This is a genomic window from Arcobacter sp. YIC-80, from assembly GCF_044841725.1.
GTDB lineage: Bacteria > Campylobacterota > Campylobacteria > Campylobacterales > Arcobacteraceae > Arcobacter_B.
Map to the genome: position 1 here is coordinate 116,282 of NZ_JBJBSI010000006.1, position 19,889 is coordinate 136,170.

The following is a 19,889-nucleotide window of genomic DNA, read 5'->3' on the forward strand; positions in this document are numbered from 1 at the left end:
ACTAGTAAAAACTGTAGTTTAGATACTACAGTTTTTCTTTCCTTTTACAACTCTTAAAACTAAATACCCAAATACTCCTGATAAAACAGATCCTATTAGAATTGCTAACTTATCAGTATAAAAGAAAGCATCTGAATCATTATATGCTAGTGAGTCAATAAATAAACTCATTGTAAACCCAATACCAGTAAGTATAGAAATTCCATATATTTGAGCCCATGATGTACATTTAGGTAACTTAGCAAGTTTAAGTTTTACAGCTAAAAAGGTAAATAAAAACACCCCTATTTGCTTTCCAAAAAATAAACCTAATATAATTCCTAAAGATACAGGATTTGTTATTTTTTCCAATGACATTTCTCTTAAATCTACTCCTGCATTTACAAAAGCAAAAATAGGTAATACAAAGAATGCAACCCAAAAATGTATCTGATTCTCCAAGTTTTTCATAGGTGAGACTGTTTTTTGTTTTAACTCATCTTTCATACGTAAAGGAATAAAAAATGCCAAAATAATACCAGCTAAAGTAGCATGAATACCTGATTTTAAAATAAACACCCAAAGGAAAAGTCCCACTATTATATATGCACCTAAAAGTTGTATTCTCATTCTATTCATTAAATACAAAATAACTATTGAAAATAAGGCCAAAGATAATGCCTCAAAAGATAATGATGATGTATAAAAAAATGCAATAATTAAAATAGCTCCTAAATCATCAAAAATAGCTAAAGCCATCAAAAATATTTTTAAAGAAGTTGGTACTCTTTTACCTAATAAAGCTAAAATTCCTAAAGCAAATGCAATATCAGTAGCAGTTGGAATAGCCCATCCCCTAAGAGCAAAATCATCTCCTTGATTAAAAAATAAAAAAACTAAAGCTGGAACTAACATCCCACCAACTGCAGCTATTGCAGGTAATGCTATCTTAGAAAAGGAAGATAAATGACCTAAAAGCAATTCTCTTTTTATTTCTAAGCCTATTAGAAGAAAGAAAATTGCCATTAAACCATCATTTACCCAAAGTATTAAGGGTTTTGAAATATTAAGAAAATCTCCAATTTTAAAAACTATTGGGGTATGTAAAAAGGTATTATAAAAGTCTGATAAAAATGTATTACTAAATATCAAAGCAACACAGGTTACAAACATTAAGATAATACCTGAAGTTGATTCTTTTTTTAAAAATTTTCTAACTAAAACCTTCATTTAATTAACCTTTTATAATTATTGGTGTTTAGTTATCATTCTATTACAAAAATCTTTATTATTTATTAAAAAGAATTAATTAATGTCTTAATTGATATGTAATATCTCCTGCTCCTACACCTAAAATAATTCCTTCATCTAAAACAGAAATAATTTTATCATCTTTAATAAGTTCAATTTTCCCATCACTTGTTTTTAATCTATCTGCAAAAATAGGATTATAAGAAGTAAACTCTTTTTCGAAGTCTATATCAAGTACCACTTCTCCTGGAATAGTCCAAATAGGTAAAATTACTAATTGATCACATCTTCTAAAGCATTTTTTAAAGCCTTCTAAATTATCATGAGTTCTTGAGTATTTATGCGGTTGCCAGATTACAATTCTTTTATCTAAATTTGTAAGATTATCATAAACTTCAACTGATTTCATTGTAGCTTCAATCTCAGTTGGATGATGAGCATAATCATCAATTATTACCATCTTATCATTTTTCTGAACAATATCAAATCTCTTTTTAATACCTTTGTAATTTAAAAGATTTTTTCTAATAATTTCAATATCTAACTCTTCTAGTGCTGCTAGAATAGCAAGGGAAGCATCTAAAGCAATATGATACCCAAAGCCCCAAACTTCAAATGAACCTAAGTCTTTTAAATCAAACTTTGTAAAAGGCTCTCCATCTTTTAGTAAAAAACATAAGTTCTTAATATCAGAGCTTGGATATAAAAAGTTTGGATTTTTAATATTTAGTTTTTTGATATATTCATCTTCACCATTTAGTACATTTTGTTGTCCTAAATTAATAAACTTTTCATAAGCTTGAAAAAACTTTTCATAATCATAATGATAATATTCCATGTGTTCAGGTTCTGCATTTGTTACAATTGCACAATGAGGATTTGATAATAAAAAAGAAGCATCAGACTCATCTGCTTCAAAAGCGACTAAATCATTTACATATCTAAAGTTTGAACCAAAATCTTTTGAAATTGCCCCAATTAATGCTGAACTATCTAAAATTGAAGCTAAGATAGCTGTTGTAGTTGATTTACCATGAGCTCCTGCAACACAATAGTTTTTTTTATCTCCTAAAATAATAGGTAAAGCCTCTTTTCTTGAAAGTGTTCTAATTTGTTTAAGTCTTGATTCAATAAGTTCAGGGTTTTCATCTGTGACAGCAGCTGAATAAATTACTAAATCTAAACCATCAGTAATATTTGAAGCGTCTTGTGGACATGAAACTTTTATTCCTTCATTTACTAACTCTTTTGTAATAGGTGTACTTTTCATATCAGAACCACAAACTTCATGACCATCATGTTTTAAAAATCTAGCTAAGGCAGAAAGTCCAATTCCACCTATTCCAATAAAATGTACTTTCATTTAAGCATCCAGTAAAGGTTGTAAATTTTTATATTCTTCTTGTAAAAGCTCTTTATTCTCTTCTAAAAATTTACTTGCATCAAATTTAAAATCAACTAAGAAATATCCATATTTTTCATTTGAACTATTTGTATCTAAATTAACTTGTGTTTCATAAAAGTCATCAAGAGGTGTTTTTTTACTTAAAACTATAAGTAATACATTTAAGGCTTGTTCTAAGATCTCATCTTTAATGATATTTGCTAAAACAAAAACTAACTCTTTTGCCCCATCAAAATTATCATAAGACCATTTCTCAATTGCATGCTCATAAAAAGCTCTCACATAAAGTAAATTTTTATCAACTAGATCAAGTTTTTTATTTTCATTTACTATTTTTTCTACATTTTCAAATGCAGTTTTTAAGATAACTTCATATAAAGAGTTTATTTTTTCTTCATCTAAACCAAGAACAAGCATAGAATCAAGTGTTTCATACATAGCTGAAATATCTTTATTTTCCATAGATGAAACCCTAGTTTCTTCTAAATACTTAAGAAAATCGGGGTTTGTTCTTGCTTCATTTAACTCATTTTTGTCCATCAATAAAATCCTTTAATCTTGTTAATACTTCTTTAGTTTTTTGAGCATTTTCAACTAATGCAATTCTTACATAACCTTTACCAATGCCATTTCTTCCCAAGAAACTTCCTGGTAAAACTTTTATATGTTTTTGTCTATAAAGCTCTTTTGTAAACTCTAATTCATCTTTTACTTCAAGCCAAATATAAAAAGTTGCTTTTGGAGGATTTATTCCTAAAATCTCTTTTGCTAATTCGAAATTTTCTTTATATACAGCTCTAAATTCATCAACATGTTCTTTATTATTCCAAGCAACTGCTGCTGTTATTTGTAAAGGTACAGGTGAAGCACATCCAACATAAGTTCTATACTTCATATATGCTTTTAAAATCTCTTCATCACCTGCAACAAAACCTGATCTAAGTCCTGGAGCTGAACTTCTTTTTGAAATAGAGTTCATTACAAGTATATTTTTAAAGCTTGTATTTCCAACAGCAATACTTGCTTCTAAAAGTGATGCTGGTTTATCATCTTCATCAAAATAAATCTCTGAATAACACTCATCATTGATTAAAATAAAATCAAACTCTAAAGCCTTTTTAACCCATACACCTAGTTCTTCTTTTGTCATTTCAGCAGATGTTGGATTATTTGGGAAATTTAAAATTACTAAATCACATCTTTTAAGTTCTTCATCACTTAAGTTTGCTTTGAAGTCATTTTCTTTTGTTAAATCTATATGAATAACTTCTGCTCTACTAGCAATAGCAGCACCTTCATAGATTTGATAAAAAGGATTTGTAAAAGCCATAACTGGATTTTTCTTATCAAATAATGCAAACTGAGGAAAATTAAAAAGTGCTTCTCTCGTACCAAATGTAGGTATTACTTCACTTTGTTTGATTTCTACATCAAATCTCTCTTTTACAAAATTAACCATAGCTTGTTTAAGTTCTGGTAAACCAGCACTAGCTGGATATTTTTTCAAAGAAGAAGTTGTTTCTTTTAAAGTTTTTTGAATAAAACCAGGAGTTTCAAATTTTGGCTCACCTATAGTTAATGCTGATAATTCATACTTTTCATTTGGAACTACATCAGCTAATAGCTCATTTAACCTTTCAAAAGGGTATTTTTCAAAATTCATTATAAAATTTATCCTTAATTTAATTTTGTTCTTCAACTACGGGAATTAGCAGTTGGTTATATTCATTCATATCAAAAGATATATAGTCTGTATTTGTGTAAAAAAACTTAAATGAAAATCTTTTTTTGAACATCTCTTTTTTAAGTGGCAAAATTTGAACCATATTTTTTTGTTTTTTTAGTTTTCTTATTGGATTTTCAGTACTTGAAATAATTTCAACTTTTTCATTAAAAATTTTTGCTAAATTCTCAAAATGATCTAAAAGGTTTGACTTATCTTCTTCTTCCCCAATTGGATCTAAATCAAATATTCTTGTTTTTGTTTTAACTTGACTTGCTACATCAAATACCATAGGAGATATTTGCTCATAAGATGGTGTATCATTTAAAACAACAACTGTACTTTTTACAGATTTTAACTTTTCATTCCCTAGTTTGAAAATAGGAACTTTAAACTCAATTAATCTTGATACAGCTTCCTTGTCTTTAAACATCTCTTGAGTTAATACAATCATTCCAATATCAAATTTTCTAAAATCTTCTCTTAGTATTTTAAATAAACCTGAATTTGCATAATCAATACAAAGTTTAATAGATGGGAAATGTCTTAATTCATCTTTTATAAAATTCATTATCCCAACACTTGTTGGTCTAGTAACTCTTACTATTAATTTCTTATTTTTTAATCTTTGATTCAAAAATTTTGCTTCAATAATAGCTTTTCTAGCACTCTGTTCACTTTGTAAATATAAATCTAAATATAAATATATATTGTGTCCAAAAGGCATAGGAAATTGCCCTTGATTTTTGCCAATTGCATTAAATACTTGCATTAAAACATAAGGTTTTCCAACTACTAATATCACATCATTGGGTTTTAAAACTAATGAGGGTTTTATAGTAAGAAGTTGTTGATTTCTATATAAAGCAAAGATTTTCCATTTTTTTTGTTCAATTGAACCTATATATCTATAAGCATAAGAGCTACCAAAAGGAATTCTAATTTCCATAATTTCCCCTTGTTTAAGCCCAATATTTTGTGCCACAACAGGAATATTTGGAAGTCTTTCAACCATACCATTTGCTAAAACTTCTATACCTTTATAAACATTTACATAAGGATCATCAACTTCTAAACCCCAATAATCAAGTACATTCATTTGAAGATTTTGTTTATGTTCTCTGATATTTTTAATCACACTTATCATTTCATCTTTTGAATTAAGTGCTATTAAAACTTCTGTATGAATATTTTTATCTAAAACCATAGCTAGTTTAGATTTTGAAGTTGGATCAAACTTATAAAAAGTAAAATTAGAAGGCTTTTGTACAGGTAGAATCAAATCACTCATATATATAACATCATAAGCGTTATCATTAGTATTTGCCTCAACAATTCTATGCATTAGCTTTTTAGCAACAATACCATCTAAAATTATTAATATCTTTTTCATTTTGATATTATATCTTAATTAAATTAATAGTAGATTTTAATCTTCTTTTTGCTCTTTTAAAGGTATTTCAATAACAAAACTTACACCATTTTCTATATTTTTAGCGTAAATTTTTCCCTTCATATTTTGTTCGATAATCATCTTTGACATATATAAACCAATACCTGTTCCCTTACCTTGTTCTTTTGTAGTAAAATAAGGTTCAAACACTTTCATTATTACCTTGTTATCAATTCCCCCAGCATTATCACTAATAGAAATTTTTCCAATATTATTTTCTTTTTTTAAAGCAACTAAAACTATAGGCTTTGATATCTTTTTTTCTATTAAAGCATCTTTTGCATTTGATAATACATTTAATAAAGCTTGCGCAAATTCATTTGGAAAGCCATAAACTTCTAAACCTTTATCAATATTTTTTTCAACTTTAATATTATAATTTTTAAAAGTAGAACCAATTAATTCTAAAGAACTATTTAAACTTTCATGTAATAAAAAGTTTTCTTTTTTCTTATTTGGAATAAAAAAGTTTCTAAAATCATCAATAGTTTTAGACATCATAGTAGTTAAATCCAAAGATTCATCAATGGATTTTTTCATAAACTCTTCATTTAGTTTTCCAATTCTATATGATAAATCTATATTTTGAATGATAATACCTAAAGCATTTAAAGGCTGTCTCCATTGATGAGCAATATTTCCTACCATTTCACCCATTGCAGCAAGTCTTGACTGCTGTAAAAGCATTTGTTCTTGTTCTTTTCTTCTTTCTATTTCTCTTTTTACTTTTGTATCAAGATTTTTGTTTAACTCTTCTAACTGTTCTGATTTTTCATTTAGACTTTTATTTGCTTTTTCCAAATCAGCTGTTCTTTCATGTACTCTTTTTTCTAAATCTGCTTGATATTTTTTAAGATTTTTTTGAGAAGTACTTAATTGTGATATCATAGAATTAAAAGCTTTAGTTAATTCTCCCACCTCATCATTACTTATATTATGGGCTTTAACATCTAAATTATCAGAACTAACTTTTGATACAATTTTATTAAGTTCAACAATTGGTCTTACAAAAGTTTTTGCTATATAAAAAGAAATAATAAAAGATAAAATTGTAAACAAAATAAATAATACTAGATATTGAGTATATAAACTATCAAGTTTCTCGTTATATTTTTCTAAATCTAAACTTATATGTAACCAACCCCACGTACTGCCAGATATATTCATAGGATAAACATAATGAAAAACTTCTTCTTTTAAAAAACTTGAGTATAAAATAGAACTAAAAGGTTTATCTTTTTGCATATTTAAAAAAACTTCATCTATAGTTTTTTTATGACTCCAAGAATCTTTTTTTATCAAAAAATATTCATTTTTATTTACTTTTGAGATAATAACACTTTTAACTTTATCTGTCTTTTTTATGTACTGTTTATTAAAATCAATAATTGATGAGTTATCACCTTTTAACAAAGCTTTTGATATTACAAAAGTTATAGATTGAGTTAAACCTTTTGCTTCTGATTGCATAAGTTCTAATACAGCTTTTTTGTGTAAAGAAACCCCAATAACTGCAAAAATAATGGTTATAAAAGTAATTCCTAAGAATAGTAAACTATATACTTTTTTAAATAATTTATTTTTGCTATATACTGACATTTTATTTTATTTCTTTTCCTATTAATTTATCTATTTTTGCTAAAGCTACTAAATAATCATGAACATATTTTAAATAGTCAGCTTTCACATAAGCTTCTATATACTGAGCTTGAACTACCTCTTCTGTTTTTACAGCTTCTATTTGATAAGCTCTTATGTTTAACTCTCTATTTTCTTTAGCAAGTTTTTTCGCTTTTTTTAATGTTTTTATTTGTTTAAAACCAATAAGTGCATTATTTAACTCATTTTTAATTTGCATGGCAATTGCGTCTTTTAACATATCTCTTAATAAATATATTTTTTTATTTTGCAGCATTTTTTCTTCAATCTCATTTGTTGTTTTAAAGCCATCAAAAAGTGGTAAATTTGCTGCAAAACCGATATTCCATCTGTTTCTTTGATTTTCATTTAAAAACCCATATTTATAAGAGTTGTATGTTTTTGATACTTCTCCCATAAAAGCTAATGTTGGATAATGCCCTGCTTTTTTTTCTTTTATTTGCTCTTTTGTAATTCTTAAAGCTATATCCATTTCTTTTATATCTTGATTTGAGGAATAAGCTTTTTCTACTAACTTAGCAAGAGTATAATTAGGTGGTACCAATCTACTTGTGTATGAGATTTTTATGTCACTATCCCAAGGTAAGCCCATAGAGTTTATAAGAGCTGATTTTACAAGATTTCTATTTGCTTCTAGTTTAGATACAATTGACTCAATTAGTGTAACTGTTACTTGAACTGATAAATAATCAGTTTTTTTTACCATTAAAGAATCTGCACTTTCATAAAAGTTTTTAGTTAAATCAGAAATAAACTGCATTCGTTCATAAGAATCTTTAGCAATTTTATAAAGTTCATTTGTTAAAACATATCCATAAAAATACTTTTTTGTATCAAAAACAACATTTTGTTCTTCTCTTTTCATAGCGTTAAAAGCAATATGTTTATTTAACTTTGCCTGTTCTATAATAGCTGAGATTTTTCCACCTGTATAAACTGGATATTGTAAGTTTATTGAACCTTTTACTGTGTCTCTACCATAGCTAGTTGTATTAATATTTGCAGGAATTGAATTTCTTCCTAACATAAGTGATAAATCATTTGGAAGTTGAAACTCCCCTTTTTGCTGATAAATAGGACTTTCATCTTTTCTTGTCCCAATTAGCATTGCATTTATAGTTGGATAATTTGCACTAAGGGCTTTATTGTATTGGGCATTTGCTAGTTCTAAAGCTAATTTTGATACTTTATTTTTTTTATTATTTTCTAAAGCTATTTGTATTGCTTCTTCTAAGGATATTGATTTTAATTCTTTAGAAAATAGAAAGCTTACACTAAAAACAAGTAAGAAAAAGTAATTCATTTATACCCTTATATAAAATTATCTCATTATATCTAAAAATAAATAATTTTTATTTTAGTTTAATTTAATAACTTTTTTATTGAAGAATCGCTAATATAATTCAACAAATAAGGTTAAATCCCATGATAAATGAACAAATGCTAAAAAATACTACTATTTTATATGTAGAAGATGATCAAGCTATTCAACAAAACACAATTATTACTCTAAAACTAGTTAATGCCACTATTATTTCTGCGAATGATGGGCAAGAAGGTTTAGAAAAATATAAACAAAATCAAGAAGAAATTGATGTTGTTTTAACTGATTTATCCATGCCAAATATGGATGGATTAAAAATGATTGAAGAAATTAAAAAAATCAACAAAGATATCCCAGTATTAATAACTACAGCACATCAAGACATAAGTTATTTAAAAAAAGCAATTGAGCTTGGAATTACTTCATATATTATAAAACCTATAGATATTAGAAATATTATTAAATCAATTTCTAAAGCACTTGAGATTGTAAATGAAAAAAAAGAATTACTTAAAGAAATAGAAACATTAAAACAAGAAAATCAAGCTTTAAAAGAACAACTAGAAGAAAAAGTATCAACTTAATTTAGATATAATTGCGAAATTTTAATCAAGGTTAATGAAATATATGCAATTTAAAATAGACGCAACTGTAAATAAAGCTAGAGCATGTACAATAAAAACAGCTCATAGTACAATACAAACACCTGTATTTATGCCAGTAGGTACCCAAGCTACTGTAAAGGCACTAGATGCAAATGAACTTCTAAGCATGGGTGCAAAAATTATTCTTGGAAATACTTATCACTTATATCTTAGACCAGGAAGTGAAATAATAAAAAAATTTGGTGGACTTCATGGCTTTTCTAAATTTCCAAACTCTTTTCTAACTGATAGTGGAGGTTTTCAAGCTTTTTCACTAAGTGATAACTCTAAACCTGATGATAATGGCATTATGTTCAAATCACATATTGATGGAAGTAAACATTACTTCACTCCTCAAAGTGTACTTGATACACAATATGATTTAGGTAGTGATATTATGATGATTTTAGATGATTTAGTTGCATTACCAAATACAAGAGAAAGAATTAAAGAATCTATTCAAAGAACTACAAAATGGGCAAAAGAAGCTATTACATATCATAAAAGCCAACAAGAAAAAGGAATAGGAGTAAATCAAAATATTTTTGCTATTATTCAAGGTGGTACAGATAAAGAGTTTAGAAAACTAAGTGCTGAACAATTATGTTCTCTAACTGATTTTGATGGCTATGCTATTGGTGGATTAAGTGTTGGTGAACCAAATGCTGATATGTATGATACAGTTGAGTGGACAACACAATTTATGCCAGAAGATAAACCAAGATATCTAATGGGTGTTGGATTACCAGAAGATTTAATAGAAAACATTCACAGAGGTGTTGATATGTTTGATTGTGTTATGCCAACAAGAAATGCAAGAAATGGTACTTTATTTACTTCTTTTGGTAGATTAAATATCAGAAAAGCCCAATTTAAAGAAGATGCAAAACCTATTGATGAAGAGTGTACTTGTTATACTTGTCAAAATTTTACAAGAGCATATCTAAATCATTTATATAAAGCAGGTGAAATGACATATTTTAGATTAGCTTCTATGCACAATATTCACTACTATTTAAATCTTATGACACAAGCAAGAACAGCGATTTTAGAAAATAGATGGGATGAATTTAGAACAGAATTTTATGAAAAAAGAGCCTAAAAACTCTTTTAATAAAAAAGTTGTACCAAAACAACAGACATAAACATACTAGGAATCATAGGAGTCATAGGTTTTTTTCTAATATTTTGAAAATATATTAAAAATATTATTTGTATAATTCCAGTGATTAAAACAAATAGAAAAAAAGCTATAGGTTCAAAAAGTAATGTAACTAAAAGCATATACTTTATATCACCTCCTCCTAGTAGTAAATCCTTTTTTAATAAAAATATCACTATAAAAAAAACAAACATTAAAAAAGCCAAGTAAATAGAATTTATAAAAATTCTATCTTCTAATAAACCAAAAACTACTAACATTATAAACATCGTTATAAGCATAATATTTGGTACTATATATTTTTTTAGGTCTAGGTAACTTAAAAAAAGAGAAAAAACATAAAAAACTATATAAAACATTTAAAATTTATATTAAGTATGCTTTTTACTAATTACACTCTCAGAAAAAGCTTTTTTTTGTAATTTTTCACTTTCATCCATAATCCAAGTATTATATATAACGATTGCTGATAGAGCAAAAATAATCAAAAGTAAGGCAACTAAGATTTTATCAACAGCTCCCTTTTCATCTTTAAATTTCTTTATTAAAAAATTTAACATTTTTTTTCCTTTAAAATTTTTTAGATTTATTAATACAAAAGTATACTATAAATTTATTCTAAATCTTTTAAAGCCATAACAAACTCTTTTTAGATATAATCATATTTATATACAACAACAAGGAAAACTATGACTGTAGATGATAAACTAATTGAAAAATTATCAAGACTTTCTAGTTTAGAGATTGATGAGTCAAGAAAAGAGAACTTAAAATCTGAGCTAGCTGATATTATCAACTTCGTTGAGAATTTAAATGAAATTGATGTATCAAAAATTGAAGCTACATTTAATACAGTAGAAGGTGGTACACCTTTAAGAGATGATGTTGCGAAACAAGATTTAGAATTATCAAATCATATTTTAGAAAATGCGCCAAAGAGCGAAGATGGATACTTTATAGTTCCAAAGATTATTGAGTAATAAATAAAAGGAAAACAATGTTTAAGGTTTATGGAATAAAAACCTGAAACTCTGTTAGAAAAGCCTTAAGGTTTTTTAAGGACAACAATATAGAAGTAGAATTTTTTGATACAAAAAAAGAAATACCTACTTCAACTTCTATCGAGTTTTGGATTGAAAAAGCAGGAATTGATTTAGTTTTCAATAGTAGAGGAACTAAGTACAGAAGTTTAAAGTTAAAAGAGCTTAATCTTGATGAACAAGGTAAATTTGAGTGGTTATGTAAAGAGCCTATGCTTTTAAAAAGACCAATAGTTGAAATGAGCAATGATGTTGTTGTTGGTTTCAATGAAGAGGAATATAAAGAAAAATTTTTATAAAACTAAAAAAGGGAAGAAGTAAAACTTCTTCCCTTTTTTTATGCCATCAAAGATATAAACTAAACAATGATATCTTTTCTAGCTTCTTTTAGAGTATCTGCAATCATAAATGCTAATTCTAAAGCTTGATCAGCATTTAATCTTGGATCACATTGAGTATGATATCTACTTGCTAATCCTTCTTTTGTAATAGCTGAACTTGCACTTCCTGTACACTCTGTTACATCTTGACCAGTCATTTCTAAATGAATACCACCTGCATAAGTACCCTCTGCTCTATGAATTTGGAAGAATTTTCGAACTTCACTTAAAATAGCTTCAAAATCTCTTGTTTTATAACCATTATCAGTTTTAATAGTATTTCCATGCATTGGATCTGATGACCATAATACATTTTTACCCTCTTTTTTAACTCTTGCTAATAGTTTAGGGAAATGATCTTCAATTTTATTTGCACCCATTCTAACAATAAGATTTAATCTTCCTGCTTCATTTTCTGGATTTAATTTATCAATTAATTGAATTAATTCATCTTCTTTCATAGAAGGGCCTACTTTACACCCAACTGGATTCTTAATACCTCTAAAGTATTCAATATGAGCATCTTTTAAGTCTCTTGTTCTATCTCCAATCCATAACATGTGAGCAGCACAGTTAAACCAATCACCTGTAATTGAATCTTTTCTAGTTAAAGCTTCTTCATAGTTAAGTAAAAGTGCTTCATGTGAAGTATAAAGTGATGTTTCACTTAATTGTGCAGTATTTTCACTTGTAATTCCACATGATTTCATAAAGTTTAATGCCTCAGAAATTCTGTTTGAAACATCTTGATATCTTTCATCTAATTCATGATCTTTTAAAAATCCTAAATTCCATAAATGAACCTGATTTAAATCAGCCATTCCACCTCTTGAAAATGCTCTTAAAAGGTTCATAGTTGCAGCACTTTGATTATAAGCTTTTAATAATTTTTTAGCTTTTGGATTTCTAGCTTTTTCAGTAAATGCCATATCATTTACAATATCACCTCTATATGAAGGTAAAGAAATACCATTTATTTCTTCAAAGTCTGCACTTCTTGGCTTTGCAAATTGACCTGCTACTCGTCCAACTTTTACAACAGGACATCCACCAGAGAAAGTTAAGACTACAGCCATTTGCATCATTGCTTTAAATAAATCTTTTATATTATTTGCATCAAATGCAGCAAATGACTCAGCACAATCTCCTCCTTGTAAAAGAAAAGCTTTTCCATTTACTACATCAGCTAACTTACTTTTTAAACTTAGTGCTTCACCTGCAAAAATTAAAGGTGGATATGAAGCTAGTTCATTTTCTACTTTCTTTAATTTATCTAAGTCATTATATGTTGGTTGTTGCTTGATTGGAAAATCTCTCCAGCTACTTGGATTCCAATTTTTCATTTTATTGCCTTTATCTTTTATTTAATAATGGATGATTTTATCTAAACTATACTTAATATGAAAAATTAATTTTGTTACTAAATTGTAACAGTAGTGGGCTTTTATAAGAAAAAAGACATATTAGAAAGTCTAATATGTCTGTAAGATTATGCTACTAATTTAGAAAGTAACTCTTTAAAAGATACCTTAAAGGCATCTAATCCATCGCTTAAAAGTGTTTCATAGATTTCATCCATTTTTACACCTTTTGAAGCTATTAATTCAAAATATTCATCACATTGCTTATCAGTCATTACTTCTGACTGTTCTTTTGAACCTACTTGTACCCAATCTTCAATAGTTGCTAAAGGTGCAGTATTTACAGAATTTGGATAAATTAAGTTATCAACATAATAAGAAGGAGCTAATTCATCACCTTTTACACCTGTACTAGCAAATAATGTTCTGATATTTTTATTTTCAAATTTATTCACTTCATGGTAACATTTTGTTGCATTTACAATTCCAAGTTTTGAAGTTTCTAAACCTTTTGAAGCAAAATCACTATCACACAATCTATCAAATCTTGAAACAAATACAGAAATTACAGCTTTAATATCTTTATTTGATTCTTTAATTCCTTCATCTAAAGCTTGCGCACATTTGATAGCTTGGTCAACTGAAAAAATAAGTGTTGCATTTACATGAATACCTCTTGATGTTAATTCTCTCATAGCAATGTATCCAGCTTGTGTTGCAGGAACTTTAATCATTACATTATCAAGTCCGATTGAATTATGCAATCTAATTCCCTCTTCAATAGTCCCTTGGGCATCATCACAAAGTGTAGGGTCAACTTCAATAGAGATAAACCCATCATCAGCATCGTTTTTATGTAATTCATCAAGTAAACAAGCAGCTCTTTTGATATCTGTTAGAGCTAATTCTTCATAGATTGTTTTTGCATTATTTGCTTGTAACATATCAAGTTGTTGTTTATATGCAACAGAATTAGTAATAGAAGATGCAAAAATCGCAGGGTTTGAAGTAGCACCTTGGATTATTTCATCTTTTATAATCTCTTGAAATCTGTTTTCCAAGAAATCTCTTTCAATAAAATCACACCATAAAGAGTAGTTAATTTCTTCTTTTAAACTCATGTTTGTTTCCCTTATAAATTATCTAAGATTTTTGTTAAATCTTTTGTATCAACTATAATATTAGCTTCTTTCTTTAATACTTCTTTAGCACAAAAAGCAACTCTAGTATCAGCATGAGCGAACATTGATAAGTCATTTGCACCATCACCACAAACTAAAGTATCAGCTTTTGAAACACCTAAAATATTTTGTAATCTTTGAATCATATCACCTTTTGAATATCCAAACATCATATCTCCACCAACAAGTCCAGTTAAAATACCATCTCTTTCATGAAGTACATTTGAAAAGTCTGCATCAAGTCCAAGTTTATCTTTAGCAGGTGATGTTCCTATTCTAAATCCACCTGAAAAACATACAACTTTATAGCCCATCTTTTTAAGTTCAGGAATAATCTCATAAGCACCTGGCATTAAAGGTAAATCTTTACAAATCTCTACAGCTTTTGCATACTCTAAACCCTTAAGTAAAGATACTCTTTCAATTAAAGATTCAAAAAAGTCTAACTCTCCAGCCATTGCTTTTTCTGTAATTCCTGCAACTTTTTCCTCTAATCCTAAAGGCTTTGCTAGAAAGTCAATAGTCTCTCCATCCATAAGTGTTGAATCAAAATCAAATACAGCTAATTTCATTAATTTTCCCTAGTTTTATTCTTTAAAGGTTATAATAATACCTAAAATTAACTAAAGGAAACTGATTGAAACTAGCTTGCATTGACATAGGACTTAAAAGAATAGGAGTTGCAATCTGTCTTAGTTCAAACATAGTAACACCACAAGAAGCCATTCTACGAAAAAATAGAAATCAAGCCTCAAATGATGTAAATGCTTTTTTAAAAGAGTGGGAAATAGAGAAATTAATAGTTGGGTTTCCTAGTGCAAGTGAAGATATGCAAAAAAGAATTAATCACTTTGTAAAACTACTAGAACTTGATATACCTTATGAACTTCAAGAAGAGAATATGAGCTCAATTGAAGCAGAAGATATGATGAAAGGGCAAATCAAATACAAAAGAGATGGAAGAGTTGACTCCCTTGCTGCAAAAATTATACTAGAGAGATATTTAGCAAAAAACTAATACTAAATATCTCCGTCTTATCTTTTTTTAAAATCTATTTTCTTGTATTTTGAACCACGGCAATTGCTAAACCTTGGTCATGAGTAATTGATAAATAAGACTTTTTGATTTTATACTTTTTTCTTATTTCTTTTTTATATTTTATTTTTGGAGCACCAAGCTTTGACTTTTTGATTTTAATATCATGAAAACCACACTCTTTACCAATACCAGTACCCAAAGCTTTTGAAGCAGCCTCTTTAGCAGCCCAAAAACCAGCAGCACTCTCAGGTCTTTTTATAAGTTCAATCTCTTCATCATCTAAAAATCTCTCATAAGCTTTTCGTCCAAACTTCTCGTACATTCTTTTTATTCTATCAACAGAAGCTACATCTATACCTATCATTTTAGTCCTAATTGTGTATAATTCAAATATGAAAATATTTGCTAAAAAACTATTATACCTTATCATCATGCTTTTTATAATTAGTTTGATTTCATTTATAGCTATAAATGCAGCGCCAAACTCTTTTTTTGCAAGTGGGCAGTTAAACCCTAATATTACAGAAGAGTCAATTACTCAACTAAAAGCTATTTATGGTTTAGATAAGCCTTTATATGTACAGTATTTTTCATGGCTTATAGCTATGGTTCAACTTGATTTTGGTATTTCCTTTGCTAGTGGTTCACAAGTAAAAGAAGAGATATTAAGTAGAATTCCAATCACACTTACTATAAATATAATCTCAATGGTTTTTATCTTTTTTATTTCACTTTATCTTGGAATAAAAGCAGCATTAAATAAAAATAGTTTTTTTGATAGATTCACAGGACAGTTATCACTTCTTAGTTTTTCTATGCCATCTTTTTATTTAGCCTTGCTTTTAGTTTTAATTTTTGCTATAAACTTTGAAGTTTTACCAATAGCAGGTTTACACTCCGTACCAGATGATGGAAGTTTAACTTACTATTTAGATTTTGCATGGCACTTAATACTTCCTATTTCTATCATAATATTTAGTGGAATTGGAAGTTTGACTTTATATATTAGATCATTAACTATTGAGATTTTAAAGTCTGATTATATTTTCTTTGCAAAAGCAAGAGGTTTAAATAACAAACAAATTCTAAGATACTATATCTTACCAAATCTATATCCACCAGTTATTACATTACTTGGATTATCACTTCCAGGAATTATTGGTGGTTCAGTAATACTTGAAACAATTTTTTCTATTGATGGAATGGGACTTTTATTTTTCCAAAGTGCTTTAGCCCATGACTATCCTGTAATTATGGGAATATTAATCATTGGAGCATTTTTAACACTTCTTGGAAATATCTTAGCAGACTTAGTTCTACTAAAACTAAACCCAAACTATGACGGAAAATAAGAAATTTAATTAAGGAAACATAATTGAAAGTTTTAAAAACTATTGAGCAGTTACAAGAAGTTAGAAAAAATATCAACTCAACAGTTGGTTTTGTACCAACAATGGGGGCTTTACATGATGGACATATCTCTTTAATCAAAAAAGCAAGAGAAGAAAATGAAATAGTTATAGTATCTATCTTTGTAAACCCTACACAATTTCTTCCAGGAGAAGATTTAGACGCCTACCCTAGACGTGATGAAGCAGATAAAAAAATCTGTGAGATGTGTAAAGTTGACTATCTTTTCATGCCTGAAATTTCTACTATGTATGGAAGTGAAGAGATTTTAATAAAAGCTCCAAATAAAAGCTATATGTTAGAAGGCAAAAGTAGACCAGGTCATTTTGATGGTGTTTTACAAGTAGTTTTAAAACTATTTGGATTAACTCAACCAACAAACGCATACTTTGGTAAAAAAGATGCACAGCAACTATCACTTATAGAGCAAATGGTTAAAAACCTTTTCTTACCAATAAACATAGTACCTTGTGATATCGTAAGAGAAAAAGATGGCCTTGCTATGAGTTCAAGAAATGTATATTTAGATGAAACTCAAAGAAAAGATGCATTACTTATTTCAAAGTCACTTTACAGTGCTGCTTCACTTATAGCAAAAGGTGAACTCGATGTAAAAAAAGTAGAAGAGAAAATCTATGAGGTTATGTCAAGTCTTGATGTGGAGTATGTTGCAATAGTTGATAAGCAGTTTAATGAAATAGAAACTATTGAGCTTAAAAATACAGTAATTCTAGTAGTTGCTAGATTTGGGAATACAAGACTTCTTGATAATATTTGGTTATAATAAAATACCATTCAAGATAATTTAAGCTTATCATACTTATAATTCTGATAATTAAAATCAAAAATAATTATATATGAAATTAGATAGACTATTATTATCAAGTGCTTTATTAGTAGGGTCTTTATTTGCAGGAACATATAAAGTAGATAAAAGCCATACTAACGTAGGATTTCAAGTAAAACACATGATGATTTCAAATGTAAAAGGTTCATTTGATAATTTTGATGGTTCATTTATTTATGATGAGAAAACTAAAAAACTAAAAAATTTAAATGCAACAATAAAGGTTGCTTCAATTAACACAGCAGATAAAGAAAGAGACGAACACTTAAAAGAAGAAGAATTATTTGCAGCTAAAAAGTTCCCAGAAATTAAATTTAAACTTACTAAAATTGAAAATGGTAAAGCTTATGGTGATTTCACATTAAGAGGTATCACAAAAAATATTGCTTTAGATATAAATGAAATTTCTACAGTAAAAGATCCTTGGGGAAATGAAAGAGCAGGTTTTTCTCTTGAAGGAAAAATTAATAGACAAGATTATGGTATTAAATGAAACAAAGCTTTAGAAATGGGTGGTGTTGCAGTAAGCAATAATGTAAAACTTCTAATTGATGTTCAAGGTATAAAAGAAAAAGTCAACTAAAAATATCTTTTACTTTTTTCTATATTTTATTTAAATTTAAACTTTTACTAAATTTATGATAAAATTGCGAAAAAAGTAATAGGTAATAAATGAAATTTACAACTCAAAATCCCGATAAATCATTACATCTTGTTTCACTTGGCTGTACAAAAAACCTTGTAGATTCAGAAGTAATGCTTGGAAAATTAAAAGATTATACACTTACAAATGACTCTTCAAATGCAGATGTTATTATTGTAAATACATGTGGTTTTATTGACTCTGCAAAAGAAGAAAGTATCAATACAATTTTAAATTTACATGATGAAAGAAAAGAAGAATCAGTATTGGTAATGGCTGGTTGTTTAAGTGAAAGATATAAAGAAGAATTACAAAAAGAACTACCTGAAATTGATGTATTTACAGGGGTTGGTGACTACGATAGAATTGATGAACTTGTAAATGCTAAAAGATCAAACTTCACAAATGATGTATTTTTAGCAAGTGAAACTAATGATAGAGTAATCACAGGTTCAAACTATCATGCTTATGTAAAATTAAGTGAAGGTTGTAATCAGGCCTGTTCATTCTGTGCTATTCCTAGTTTTAAAGGAAAGCTTCATTCAAGAACACTTGAATCACTTATAAAAGAAGTTAAATCACTAGTATCTCAAGGCTTTGTAGATTTTTCTTTTGTTTCTCAAGACTCTTCTTCCTTTTTAAGAGACTTAGGACATAAAGATGGTTTAGAACAATTAGTAGAAGCTGTTGAGAAAGTTGAAGGTATTAAAACTGCGAGAATTTTATATCTTTACCCATCAACAACTACATTATCACTTATTGATAAGATAGCTGACTCTAAAGTATTTGTAAACTATTTTGATATGCCACTTCAACATATCACACCTTCAATGTTAAAAATAATGAAAAGAGGAAAAGGTGTTGAAAAGCTAATCGAGCTTATGGATCAGATGAAATCAAAACCAAACTCTTTTGTAAGAACTACATTTATAGCTGGTCACCCAGGTGAAACACAAGAAGATTTTGAAGCTTTAGCAAAATATGTTGAAGAGTATAAATTTGATAGAGCAAATGTATTCTCATATTCTGATGAAGAGGGAACAACTGCTTCAAAATCAGATGCTAAAGTTGCACAAGAAATCATAGATGAAAGAGCAGATATTTTAGGTGAAATTATTGATAAAACAACTCAAGAATCACTTGAAAAAGAAGTAGGTAAAACTTTTGAAGTTTATGTTGATGGAGAGAGTGATGAGCATGAATATTTATTAAGTGCTAGAAAAACTATTTGGGCTCCTGATATTGATGGAGAAATTTATATCAATGATAATGAACTTTTTGATGAAAAAGGTGAACAAAAAAAGTTAGAATTTGGTAAGATATATAAAGTAAAAATAACAGAACTTGTGGGAGATAAACTACTTGCAACTGTAATAGCTTAAAATACC

General features: G+C 27.8%; 21 protein-coding genes and 1 pseudogene. 9 read left to right on the forward strand and 13 right to left on the reverse strand.

Annotated features, from left to right (window positions below):
• Positions 1 to 18 precede the first annotated feature (18 nt).
• The 7 genes from nhaA to ACH5BK_RS09625 form a co-directional block, all read right to left on the reverse strand.
• Positions 19 to 1,209: a Na+/H+ antiporter NhaA gene (gene nhaA, locus ACH5BK_RS09595; protein ID WP_404306798.1), complete on the reverse strand. Its 1,191-nt coding sequence runs from the start codon at positions 1,207 to 1,209 to the stop codon at positions 19 to 21.
• A 79-nt stretch (positions 1,210 to 1,288) separates the two neighbouring features.
• Complete coding sequence (murC, locus tag ACH5BK_RS09600) at positions 1,289 to 2,593, reverse strand: UDP-N-acetylmuramate--L-alanine ligase (RefSeq protein ID WP_404306800.1); 1,305 nt, start codon at positions 2,591 to 2,593, stop codon at positions 1,289 to 1,291.
• Positions 2,594 to 3,175 carry a hypothetical protein gene (locus ACH5BK_RS09605; RefSeq protein WP_404306802.1) on the reverse strand — a complete coding sequence of 194 codons (582 nt, stop codon included), beginning with the start codon at positions 3,173 to 3,175 and terminating at the stop codon, positions 2,594 to 2,596. It lies immediately after the preceding gene.
• The gene (locus ACH5BK_RS09610) at positions 3,162 to 4,298 is read right to left on the reverse strand and encodes a succinyldiaminopimelate transaminase (RefSeq protein WP_404306803.1); all 1,137 of its coding nucleotides are present in this window, start codon (positions 4,296 to 4,298) and stop codon (positions 3,162 to 3,164) included. The genes ACH5BK_RS09605 and ACH5BK_RS09610 overlap by 14 nt, the downstream gene beginning before the upstream one ends.
• A 19-nt stretch (positions 4,299 to 4,317) precedes the next feature.
• Positions 4,318 to 5,751, reverse strand: coding sequence for a COG3400 family protein (locus ACH5BK_RS09615; RefSeq protein ID WP_404306805.1), 1,434 nt, complete (start codon positions 5,749 to 5,751; stop codon positions 4,318 to 4,320).
• Between the two features lie 36 nt (positions 5,752 to 5,787).
• The gene (locus tag ACH5BK_RS09620) at positions 5,788 to 7,410 is read right to left on the reverse strand and encodes an ATP-binding protein (RefSeq protein WP_404306807.1); all 1,623 of its coding nucleotides are present in this window, start codon (positions 7,408 to 7,410) and stop codon (positions 5,788 to 5,790) included.
• A 1-nt stretch (position 7,411) separates the two neighbouring features.
• A complete protein-coding gene (locus ACH5BK_RS09625; RefSeq protein ID WP_404306809.1) occupies positions 7,412 to 8,773 on the reverse strand; it encodes a TolC family protein in 1,362 nt (453 codons plus the stop codon).
• Positions 8,774 to 8,895: 122 nt separating this feature from the next.
• On the opposite strand from ACH5BK_RS09625, the gene ACH5BK_RS09630 reads away from it, so the two are divergent.
• Both ACH5BK_RS09630 and tgt read left to right on the forward strand, forming a co-directional pair.
• The gene (locus tag ACH5BK_RS09630) at positions 8,896 to 9,378 is read left to right on the forward strand and encodes a response regulator (protein ID WP_404306811.1); all 483 of its coding nucleotides are present in this window, start codon (positions 8,896 to 8,898) and stop codon (positions 9,376 to 9,378) included.
• A gap of 43 nt (positions 9,379 to 9,421) precedes the next feature.
• Positions 9,422 to 10,540 (forward strand): tRNA guanosine(34) transglycosylase Tgt, encoded by a 1,119-nt coding sequence (tgt, locus tag ACH5BK_RS09635; RefSeq protein WP_404306813.1) that lies wholly within the window; start codon positions 9,422 to 9,424, stop codon positions 10,538 to 10,540.
• Positions 10,541 to 10,548: 8 nt separating this feature from the next.
• Here the strand turns inward: tgt and ACH5BK_RS09640 are convergent, their stop codons facing one another.
• Together ACH5BK_RS09640 and ACH5BK_RS09645 are read right to left on the reverse strand one after the other, a co-directional pair.
• Positions 10,549 to 10,959, reverse strand: coding sequence for a prepilin peptidase (locus ACH5BK_RS09640; protein ID WP_404306815.1), 411 nt, complete (start codon positions 10,957 to 10,959; stop codon positions 10,549 to 10,551).
• A 12-nt stretch (positions 10,960 to 10,971) separates the two neighbouring features.
• Entirely contained in the window at positions 10,972 to 11,160 is a 189-nt protein-coding gene (locus ACH5BK_RS09645) for a hypothetical protein (protein WP_404306817.1), read from the reverse strand.
• Positions 11,161 to 11,289: 129 nt separating this feature from the next.
• Between ACH5BK_RS09645 and gatC the strand changes: the two genes are divergently transcribed.
• Both gatC and ACH5BK_RS09655 read left to right on the forward strand, forming a co-directional pair.
• The gene (gene gatC, locus ACH5BK_RS09650; protein WP_404306819.1) at positions 11,290 to 11,580 is read left to right on the forward strand and encodes an Asp-tRNA(Asn)/Glu-tRNA(Gln) amidotransferase subunit GatC; all 291 of its coding nucleotides are present in this window, start codon (positions 11,290 to 11,292) and stop codon (positions 11,578 to 11,580) included.
• Positions 11,581 to 11,642: 62 nt separating this feature from the next.
• Positions 11,643 to 11,939: pseudogene (locus tag ACH5BK_RS09655) on the forward strand (arsenate reductase family protein); the annotation flags it as partial.
• A 59-nt stretch (positions 11,940 to 11,998) separates the two neighbouring features.
• On the opposite strand, the gene ACH5BK_RS09660 reads toward ACH5BK_RS09655, so the two are convergent.
• From ACH5BK_RS09660 to serB, 3 genes are all read right to left on the reverse strand, one after another.
• Positions 11,999 to 13,363 (reverse strand): class II 3-deoxy-7-phosphoheptulonate synthase, encoded by a 1,365-nt coding sequence (locus tag ACH5BK_RS09660; RefSeq protein WP_404306821.1) that lies wholly within the window; start codon positions 13,361 to 13,363, stop codon positions 11,999 to 12,001.
• A 146-nt stretch (positions 13,364 to 13,509) separates the two neighbouring features.
• On the reverse strand, positions 13,510 to 14,502 hold the full coding sequence (locus tag ACH5BK_RS09665) for a transaldolase (RefSeq protein ID WP_404306823.1): 993 nt from the start codon (positions 14,500 to 14,502) through the stop codon (positions 13,510 to 13,512).
• A gap of 11 nt (positions 14,503 to 14,513) precedes the next feature.
• Positions 14,514 to 15,134: a phosphoserine phosphatase SerB gene (gene serB / locus ACH5BK_RS09670; protein WP_404306825.1), complete on the reverse strand. Its 621-nt coding sequence runs from the start codon at positions 15,132 to 15,134 to the stop codon at positions 14,514 to 14,516.
• A gap of 65 nt (positions 15,135 to 15,199) precedes the next feature.
• Here serB and ruvX point away from each other — a divergent pair, with 65 nt between their 5' ends.
• A complete protein-coding gene (gene ruvX, locus ACH5BK_RS09675) occupies positions 15,200 to 15,580 on the forward strand; it encodes a Holliday junction resolvase RuvX (protein WP_404306827.1) in 381 nt (126 codons plus the stop codon).
• Positions 15,581 to 15,614: 34 nt separating this feature from the next.
• Here ruvX and acpS read toward each other — a convergent pair whose 3' ends face one another.
• On the reverse strand, positions 15,615 to 15,965 hold the full coding sequence (acpS, locus tag ACH5BK_RS09680; protein WP_404306829.1) for a holo-ACP synthase: 351 nt from the start codon (positions 15,963 to 15,965) through the stop codon (positions 15,615 to 15,617).
• Between the two features lie 28 nt (positions 15,966 to 15,993).
• On the opposite strand from acpS, the gene ACH5BK_RS09685 reads away from it, so the two are divergent.
• The 4 genes from ACH5BK_RS09685 (at position 15,994) to rimO (ending at position 19,883) form a co-directional block, all read left to right on the forward strand.
• On the forward strand, positions 15,994 to 16,953 hold the full coding sequence (locus tag ACH5BK_RS09685) for an ABC transporter permease (RefSeq protein WP_404306919.1): 960 nt from the start codon (positions 15,994 to 15,996) through the stop codon (positions 16,951 to 16,953).
• A 23-nt stretch (positions 16,954 to 16,976) separates the two neighbouring features.
• Entirely contained in the window at positions 16,977 to 17,795 is an 819-nt protein-coding gene (gene panC, locus ACH5BK_RS09690) for a pantoate--beta-alanine ligase (protein WP_404306830.1), read from the forward strand.
• 73 nt (positions 17,796 to 17,868) lie between these two features.
• Positions 17,869 to 18,351, forward strand: coding sequence for a YceI family protein (locus ACH5BK_RS09695; RefSeq protein ID WP_404306832.1), 483 nt, complete (start codon positions 17,869 to 17,871; stop codon positions 18,349 to 18,351).
• A gap of 179 nt (positions 18,352 to 18,530) precedes the next feature.
• Positions 18,531 to 19,883, forward strand: coding sequence for a 30S ribosomal protein S12 methylthiotransferase RimO (gene rimO, locus ACH5BK_RS09700; protein ID WP_404306834.1), 1,353 nt, complete (start codon positions 18,531 to 18,533; stop codon positions 19,881 to 19,883).
• The last annotated feature ends 6 nt before the right edge of the window (positions 19,884 to 19,889 follow it).

What these genes read in the sequence shown, in the direction of transcription:
- ACH5BK_RS09665 (WP_404306823.1), bottom strand. Translation starts at nt 14,502, where the DNA reads ATGAGTTTAAAAGAAGAAATTAACTACTCTTTATGGTGTGATTTTATT.
- nhaA (WP_404306798.1), bottom strand. Translation starts at nt 1,209, where the DNA reads ATGAAGGTTTTAGTTAGAAAATTTTTAAAAAAAGAATCAACTTCAGGT.
- serB (WP_404306825.1), bottom strand. Translation starts at nt 15,134, where the DNA reads ATGAAATTAGCTGTATTTGATTTTGATTCAACACTTATGGATGGAGAG.
- ACH5BK_RS09645 (WP_404306817.1), bottom strand. Translation starts at nt 11,160, where the DNA reads ATGTTAAATTTTTTAATAAAGAAATTTAAAGATGAAAAGGGAGCTGTT.
- acpS (WP_404306829.1), bottom strand. Translation starts at nt 15,965, where the DNA reads ATGATAGGTATAGATGTAGCTTCTGTTGATAGAATAAAAAGAATGTAC.
- ACH5BK_RS09620 (WP_404306807.1), bottom strand. Translation starts at nt 7,410, where the DNA reads ATGTCAGTATATAGCAAAAATAAATTATTTAAAAAAGTATATAGTTTA.
- ACH5BK_RS09625 (WP_404306809.1), bottom strand. Translation starts at nt 8,773, where the DNA reads ATGAATTACTTTTTCTTACTTGTTTTTAGTGTAAGCTTTCTATTTTCT.
- ACH5BK_RS09615 (WP_404306805.1), bottom strand. Translation starts at nt 5,751, where the DNA reads ATGAAAAAGATATTAATAATTTTAGATGGTATTGTTGCTAAAAAGCTA.
- tgt (WP_404306813.1), top strand. Translation starts at nt 9,422, where the DNA reads ATGCAATTTAAAATAGACGCAACTGTAAATAAAGCTAGAGCATGTACA.
- ACH5BK_RS09640 (WP_404306815.1), bottom strand. Translation starts at nt 10,959, where the DNA reads ATGTTTTATATAGTTTTTTATGTTTTTTCTCTTTTTTTAAGTTACCTA.
- rimO (WP_404306834.1), top strand. Translation starts at nt 18,531, where the DNA reads ATGAAATTTACAACTCAAAATCCCGATAAATCATTACATCTTGTTTCA.
- ACH5BK_RS09685 (WP_404306919.1), top strand. Translation starts at nt 15,994, where the DNA reads ATGAAAATATTTGCTAAAAAACTATTATACCTTATCATCATGCTTTTT.
- gatC (WP_404306819.1), top strand. Translation starts at nt 11,290, where the DNA reads ATGACTGTAGATGATAAACTAATTGAAAAATTATCAAGACTTTCTAGT.
- ACH5BK_RS09630 (WP_404306811.1), top strand. Translation starts at nt 8,896, where the DNA reads ATGATAAATGAACAAATGCTAAAAAATACTACTATTTTATATGTAGAA.
- ACH5BK_RS09695 (WP_404306832.1), top strand. Translation starts at nt 17,869, where the DNA reads ATGAAATTAGATAGACTATTATTATCAAGTGCTTTATTAGTAGGGTCT.
- ACH5BK_RS09605 (WP_404306802.1), bottom strand. Translation starts at nt 3,175, where the DNA reads ATGGACAAAAATGAGTTAAATGAAGCAAGAACAAACCCCGATTTTCTT.
- ACH5BK_RS09660 (WP_404306821.1), bottom strand. Translation starts at nt 13,363, where the DNA reads ATGAAAAATTGGAATCCAAGTAGCTGGAGAGATTTTCCAATCAAGCAA.
- ACH5BK_RS09610 (WP_404306803.1), bottom strand. Translation starts at nt 4,298, where the DNA reads ATGAATTTTGAAAAATACCCTTTTGAAAGGTTAAATGAGCTATTAGCT.
- murC (WP_404306800.1), bottom strand. Translation starts at nt 2,593, where the DNA reads ATGAAAGTACATTTTATTGGAATAGGTGGAATTGGACTTTCTGCCTTA.